Raw genomic sequence first — 1339 nt, forward strand, 5'->3', positions numbered from 1 at the left:
AATATAATATTAATTGTAGATACAGCTAGGTTTATTTTTTTGCAATAATATCATACAAACTCACTCCAGGTGGTGCATGGCTGTCGTCAATTCGTGTATTGATACGTCAGGTTAAGTCCAGAAACGAATGTAACCCTTAAATCTTGTTTAATAGGTAAAATCTATTTATATATTTATAAATGTTTTATTTCAATTTAGATTACCACTTATGAAAAGTTTGTGGAAGGTAAGGATATGTCAAGTCGTTATGCCCTTAATGAAATGGGCTATCCATATGGTACAATGATAATTACAATAAGTTACTACACTTTATAGTGGGCGTTAATCTATGAAAAGTTATCTGAAGTTCGGATTAGCGTCTGTAACTTGACGATATGAAGATGGAATAGCTAGTAATCGCTTCTCACAACGAAGCGGTGAATAAGTACGGATCTGTGTACAGACTGCCCGTCAAACGCTTAAAGAAGGTTATGATGGAATTTATCGGGATTATTGATAGTTTATTTTTTTAGAATATTATTTTTTAATATTTTTTCTATTTTTAATTGATAAAGATATTATATTCATTAATGAGTGTTAAGTCGTAACAAGGTAAGCGTGCCGGAAGGAGTGCTTGATAAGATATTAATATTTTTTGGTAGCTCAATCGGTAGAGCAATCCGCTCATAACGGAGTGGTTACTGGTTCAAGTCCAGTCCAAAGTATTCCTCCTTAGCTTAACGGTTAAAGCTGCATATTTGTAATATGAGGATTACAGGTTCAAGTCCTGTAGGAGGCTTACTGGTAGCTCAATCGGTAGAGCAACTATTTTACACATAGAAGGTTAAAGGTTCAATTCCTTTCCAGTATATTAACTTTTATATCTGCTAGTTATAATTGGTTAAAATAGGCGGCTGTTAACCGTTCAGTTAAAGGTTCGAATCCTTTGCAGGTCAGAAGTGAATTTATAATAATATAATTATAAATTATTGTGGTTTTATAAAAATAAAAATGACTTTGAATATAAATTAATAAATATTTTAAGAATTTATTTTTTTAACCTGTAGTGACAATTTGGTAGAACGTCGATTTTGCATGTCGAATGTTATGGGTTCAAATCCCATCAGGTCTAAAAAGGGGATGTAGTTTAACGGTAGAACAATTGTCTTCAAAATAATTAGAATGGGTTCAAATCCTGTCATCCTCAAAATCATCTTGTAGTTTAATAGGCAAAACATAATTCTGCGAAAATTAAAACATAGGTTCGATCCCTATCAAGATTAAGGAAGTAGTTTAATTGGTAAAACTTAATATTGTGATTATTAGATTAAGGGTCAAGTCCCTTCTTTCGCCTTTCTAC

The 1339-nt window shown here is 32.0% G+C and carries 3 tRNA genes and 1 rRNA gene; all 4 read left to right on the forward strand.

The annotated features are described in order from the left end of the window. A 16S ribosomal RNA gene (locus ACQR30_RS00635) occupies nucleotides 1–628 on the forward strand; the annotation flags it as partial. 78 nt (nucleotides 629–706) lie between these two features. After that, a tRNA-Thr gene (locus tag ACQR30_RS00640) sits at nucleotides 707–778 on the forward strand. A gap of 83 nt (nucleotides 779–861) precedes the next feature. Next, nucleotides 862–935, forward strand: a tRNA-Asn gene (locus ACQR30_RS00645). Nucleotides 936–1036: 101 nt separating this feature from the next. After that, nucleotides 1037–1112, forward strand: a tRNA-Ala gene (locus ACQR30_RS00650). Nucleotides 1113–1339: the final 227 nt, after the last annotated feature.

Source organism: Arachidicoccus sp., from assembly GCF_050436765.1.
Lineage (GTDB): Bacteria > Bacteroidota > Bacteroidia > Chitinophagales > Chitinophagaceae > Arachidicoccus.